Consider the following 4,293-nt stretch of genomic DNA (forward strand, 5'->3'; position numbering starts at 1 on the left):
GTGACCTTCGAGCGCGACCCGCAGCTGTACTACGAGGACGGTTACCAGGAGCTGGTGAACCGCGGCTTCAAGATCGACGTGCAGCCGATCGGCGAGGTCTCCTGGGTCGAGATCGACAACCACGACGACCTGGCCCGGGGACGGGAGATCGCGTGCCGGTACTGACGAGGCTCATCCCCTCGCCGGTCGTCGTCGACATCCGCCCGGGTGCCCTCGACGACCTGGCCTCCGTCCTCGCCGACGAGCGCATCTCGCACTCCGGCCGCCTCGCGGTCGCCGTGAGCAGCGGCTCGGGCGCCAAGCTGCGCGAGCGCGTCTCGCCCCAGCTGCCCGGCGCGACCTGGTACGAGGTCGGCGGCGGCACCCTGGACGACGCCGTACGCCTGGCCGGTGAGATCCGCGCCGGGCACTACGACGCGGTCGTCGGCCTCGGTGGCGGCAAGATCATCGACTGCGCCAAGTTCGCCGCGGCGCGGGTCGGTCTGCCGCTCGTCGCCGTACCCACGAACCTCGCGCACGACGGCCTGTGCTCGCCGGTCGCCACCCTGGACAACGACGCGGGCCGGGGCTCCTACGGTGTCCCCAACCCCATCGCCGTCCTGATCGACCTGGACGTCATCCACGACGCCCCGGCGCGCTTCGTGCGCTCCGGCATCGGCGACGCGATCTCCAACGTCTCCGCCATCGCGGACTGGGAGCTGGCCAACCGGGTCAACGGCGAGAAGATCGACGGACTCGCCGCCGCCATGGCCCGCCAGGCGGGCGAGGCCGTGCTGCGCCACCCCGGCGGCATCGGCGACAACGAGTTCCTCCAGGTCCTCGCCGAGGCGCTGGTCCTCTCCGGCATCGCCATGTCGGTCTCCGGTGACTCGCGCCCCTCCTCGGGCGCCTGCCACGAGATCAACCACGCCTTCGACCTGCTCTTCCCGCAGCGCGCCGCCAGCCACGGCGAGCAGTGCGGCTTCGGCGCCGCCTTCGCGATGTACCTGCGCGGAGCGCACGAGGAATCGGCCCACATGGCCGAGGTGCTGCGCCGCCACGAACTGCCGGTGCGCGCCGAGGACATGGGCTTCACGGCGGACGAGTTCGTCCGCGTCGTGGAGTTCGCCCCCGAGACCAGGCCCGGCCGCTACACGATCCTCGAACACCTCGACCTCAAGCCGACTCAGATCAAGGACATCTACGCCGACTATGTCAAGGCCATCGGTAGCTGAACTCCGTCCGGTCGTCCACCCCGCCGGGGTGAAGGACCGGCGCAGCGGTGAGCACTGGGCGGGACGCCTCTACATGCGCGAGGTGTCCCTGCGTATCGACCGCTACCTGGTCAACACCAGGATCTCGCCCAATCAGCTCACGTACCTGATGACCGTCTGCGGCGTGCTCGCGGCCCCGGCCCTGCTGGTGCCCGGGATCTGGGGCGCCGTCCTCGGCATCGTGGCCACGCAGCTGTATCTGCTGCTGGACTGCGTGGACGGCGAGATCGCCCGCTGGCGCAAGCAGTACTCGCTCGGCGGGGTCTACCTCGACCGGGTCGGCGCCTATCTCACCGACGCCGCAGTCCTGGTCGGCCTCGGCCTGCGCGCCGCCGACCTGTTCGGCACGGGCCGCATCGACTGGCTGTGGGCCTTCCTCGGCACGCTCGCCGCGCTCGGCGCGATCCTCATCAAGGCGGAGACCGACCTCGTCGGCGTCGCCCGGCACCAGGCGGGGATGCCTCCGGTGCAGGAGTCGGCCGCCGAGCCGCGCTCCTCGGGCATGGCGCTCGCCCGGCGTGCCGCCGCCGCGCTGAAGTTCCACCGGCTCATCCTCGGCATCGAGGCGTCGCTGCTGATCCTGGTGCTCGCGATCGTGGACCAGGTGCGCGGCGACCTGTTCTTCACCCGGCTCGGCACCGCCGTGCTGGCGGGCATCGCCCTGCTGCAGACCGTGCTGCACCTGGTGTCCATTCTCGTGTCGAGCAGGCTGAGGTGAACGGCATGACTGAGACCAACGGCATGAAGGTCGGCGCGGTCGTCATCACCATGGGCAACCGGCCCGAGGAGCTGCGGGCCCTGCTCGACTCCGTCGCCAAGCAGGAGGGCGACCACGTCCAGGTCGTCGTCGTCGGCAACGGCTCGCCCGTGCCCGACGTCCCCGAGGGCGTGCGCACCGTCGAGCTGCCCGAGAACCTCGGCATCCCCGGCGGCCGCAACGTCGGCATCGAGGCGTTCGGGCCCGGCGGCAGCGACGTCGACATCCTGCTCTTCCTCGACGACGACGGCCTCCTCGCCCGGTACGACACCGCCGAGCTGTGCCGCGAGGCGTTCGCCGCCGACCCCCGGCTCGGGATCATCAGCTTCCGCATCGCCGACCCCGAGACCGGCGAGACCCAGCGCCGTCACGTGCCCCGGCTGCGCGCCTCCGACCCGATGCGCTCCTCCCGGGTGACCACGTTCCTCGGCGGCGCCAACGCCGTACGCACCAAGGTGTTCACCGAGGTCGGCGGGCTGCCGGACGAGTTCTTCTACGCCCATGAGGAGACCGACCTCGCCTGGCGCGCGCTGAACGCGGGCTGGATGATCGACTACCGCTCCGACATGGTGCTGTTCCACCCGACCACCGCGCCCTCCCGGCACGCGGTCTATCACCGCATGGTCGCCCGCAACCGGGTCTGGCTGGCCCGCCGTAACCTCCCCGTACTGCTCGTCCCCGTCTACCTAGGGGTCTGGCTGCTGCTCACCCTGCTCCGCCGCCCCTCGGGACCGGCGCTGAAGGCGTGGTTCGGCGGCTTCAAGGAGGGCTGGACGACGTCGTGCGGTCCCCGCCGGCCGATGAGCTGGCGTACCGTGTGGCGGCTGACCCGGCTGGGCCGGCCGCCGGTGATCTGAGAAGCTCGACGGTGCGGCCCGAACCGCCGGGGCCCCAGCCCCGGCCCCGGGCCGCGGTACCGGACGACGAACGCACGACGTAGAGCGTGACGACGAACGCACGACGTAGAACGTACGGCGTACACGACGTACTCGAAGACGAAAGTTTCCACCCGTGAGTGAGACATTCCATGACGGCGGTGTCGCGGTGAGCGCGGTCCCGTCGCCCGACGAGGGACTGACGGCGAAGCAGCTGGCCGCCAGGTACGGGCTCGCGGTGAGCGGCGCCCGGCCCTCGCTCGTCGAGTACATCCGTCAGCTGTGGGACCGGCGCCACTTCATCGTCGCCTTCTCCTCGGCGAAGCTGGTGGCGCAGTACAGCCAGGCCAAGCTCGGCCAGCTGTGGCAGGTGGTCACGCCGCTGCTGAACGCTGCCGTCTACTACTTCATCTTCGGCCTGATCCTCAAGGCCGGCCGGGGCATGTCCCACGACACGTACATCCCGTTCCTGGTCACGGGCGTCTTCGTGTTCACCTTCACGCAGAACTCGATCATGGCGGGCGTGCGCGCGGTCTCCGGCAACCTGGGCCTGGTGCGCGCCCTGCACTTCCCGCGCGCCTCGCTGCCCATCTCCTTCTCGCTCCAGCAGCTCCAGCAGCTGCTCTTCTCCATGATCGTCATCTTCGTGGTGGTGATCGGCTTCGGGAACTATCCGCGCCTGTCCTGGCTGCTCGTCCTCCCGGTGCTGCTGCTCCAGTTCCTCTTCAACACCGGGCTCGCGCTGATCCTGGCCCGCATGGGCGCCAAGACGCCCGACCTCGCCCAGCTGATGCCGTTCATCCTGCGCACGTGGATGTACGCCTCGGGCGTCATGTTCTCCATCAACAACATGCTCGCGGGCAAGCCGGAGTGGATCGTCCGGGTCCTGCAGGCCAACCCGGCCGCCGTCTACATGGACCTCATGCGCTTCGCGCTGATCGACGGCTACGGCGCCTCGAACCTGCCCCCGCACGTGTGGGCCCTCGCCGCCCTCTGGGCCGTGGTGCTCTTCGGCGGCGGCTTCGTCTACTTCTGGAAGGCTGAGGAGCGGTACGGCCGTGGCTGAGAACAACACCGAGGAGCGCCGTCCGACCGTCATCGCGGACGAGCTGCACATCGTCTACCGGGTCAACGGGGCCAAGAGCGGCAAGGGCAGCGCCACCGCCGCCCTCAGCCGCATCCTCAAGCGCGGCGAGGAGCGCGGGGTGCGCAAGGTGCACGCCGTGCGCGGTGTCTCCTTCGTCGCCTACCGGGGCGAGGCCATCGGCCTGATCGGCTCCAACGGCTCCGGCAAGTCGACCCTGCTCCGGGCCATCGCGGGCCTGCTCCCGGCCGAGAAGGGCAAGGTCTACACCGACGGCCAGCCCTCCCTGCTCGGCGTCAACGCGGCCCTGATGAACGACCTGAC

General features: G+C 70.3%; 5 protein-coding genes and 1 pseudogene. All 6 read left to right on the top strand.

Going from position 1 to position 4,293, the window contains the following annotated elements; all coding sequences use genetic code 11:
- A pseudogene (locus GTW40_RS12680) lies at positions 1 to 165 on the top strand (phosphocholine cytidylyltransferase family protein); the annotation flags it as partial.
- Positions 153 to 1,214 (top strand): iron-containing alcohol dehydrogenase family protein, encoded by a 1,062-nt coding sequence (locus tag GTW40_RS12685; RefSeq protein WP_161180276.1) that lies wholly within the window; start codon positions 153 to 155, stop codon positions 1,212 to 1,214. The pseudogene GTW40_RS12680 and the gene GTW40_RS12685, both read left to right, overlap by 13 nt.
- On the top strand, positions 1,192 to 1,971 hold the full coding sequence (locus GTW40_RS12690; RefSeq protein WP_161180277.1) for a CDP-alcohol phosphatidyltransferase family protein: 780 nt from the start codon (positions 1,192 to 1,194) through the stop codon (positions 1,969 to 1,971). The genes GTW40_RS12685 and GTW40_RS12690 overlap by 23 nt, the downstream gene beginning before the upstream one ends.
- Before the next feature lie 23 nt (positions 1,972 to 1,994).
- Positions 1,995 to 2,867 carry a glycosyltransferase gene (locus tag GTW40_RS12695; protein ID WP_161180280.1) on the top strand — a complete coding sequence of 291 codons (873 nt, stop codon included), beginning with the start codon at positions 1,995 to 1,997 and terminating at the stop codon, positions 2,865 to 2,867.
- 154 nt (positions 2,868 to 3,021) lie between these two features.
- Entirely contained in the window at positions 3,022 to 3,951 is a 930-nt protein-coding gene (locus tag GTW40_RS12700) for an ABC transporter permease (protein WP_161180278.1), read from the top strand.
- Positions 3,944 to 4,293: ATP-binding cassette domain-containing protein (locus GTW40_RS12705; protein ID WP_161180279.1), on the top strand; the 350-nt coding region annotated here is incomplete at its 3' end. The genes GTW40_RS12700 and GTW40_RS12705, both read left to right, overlap by 8 nt.

The sequence above is a fragment of the Streptomyces sp. SID4985 genome (assembly GCF_009863025.1).
Taxonomy (GTDB): domain Bacteria; phylum Actinomycetota; class Actinomycetes; order Streptomycetales; family Streptomycetaceae; genus Streptomyces.

Coding starts and splice junctions, on each gene's coding strand:
- GTW40_RS12690 (WP_161180277.1), top strand. CDS start 1,192: ATGTCAAGGCCATCGGTAGCTGAACTCCGTCCGGTCGTCCACCCCGCC.
- GTW40_RS12695 (WP_161180280.1), top strand. CDS start 1,995: ATGAAGGTCGGCGCGGTCGTCATCACCATGGGCAACCGGCCCGAGGAG.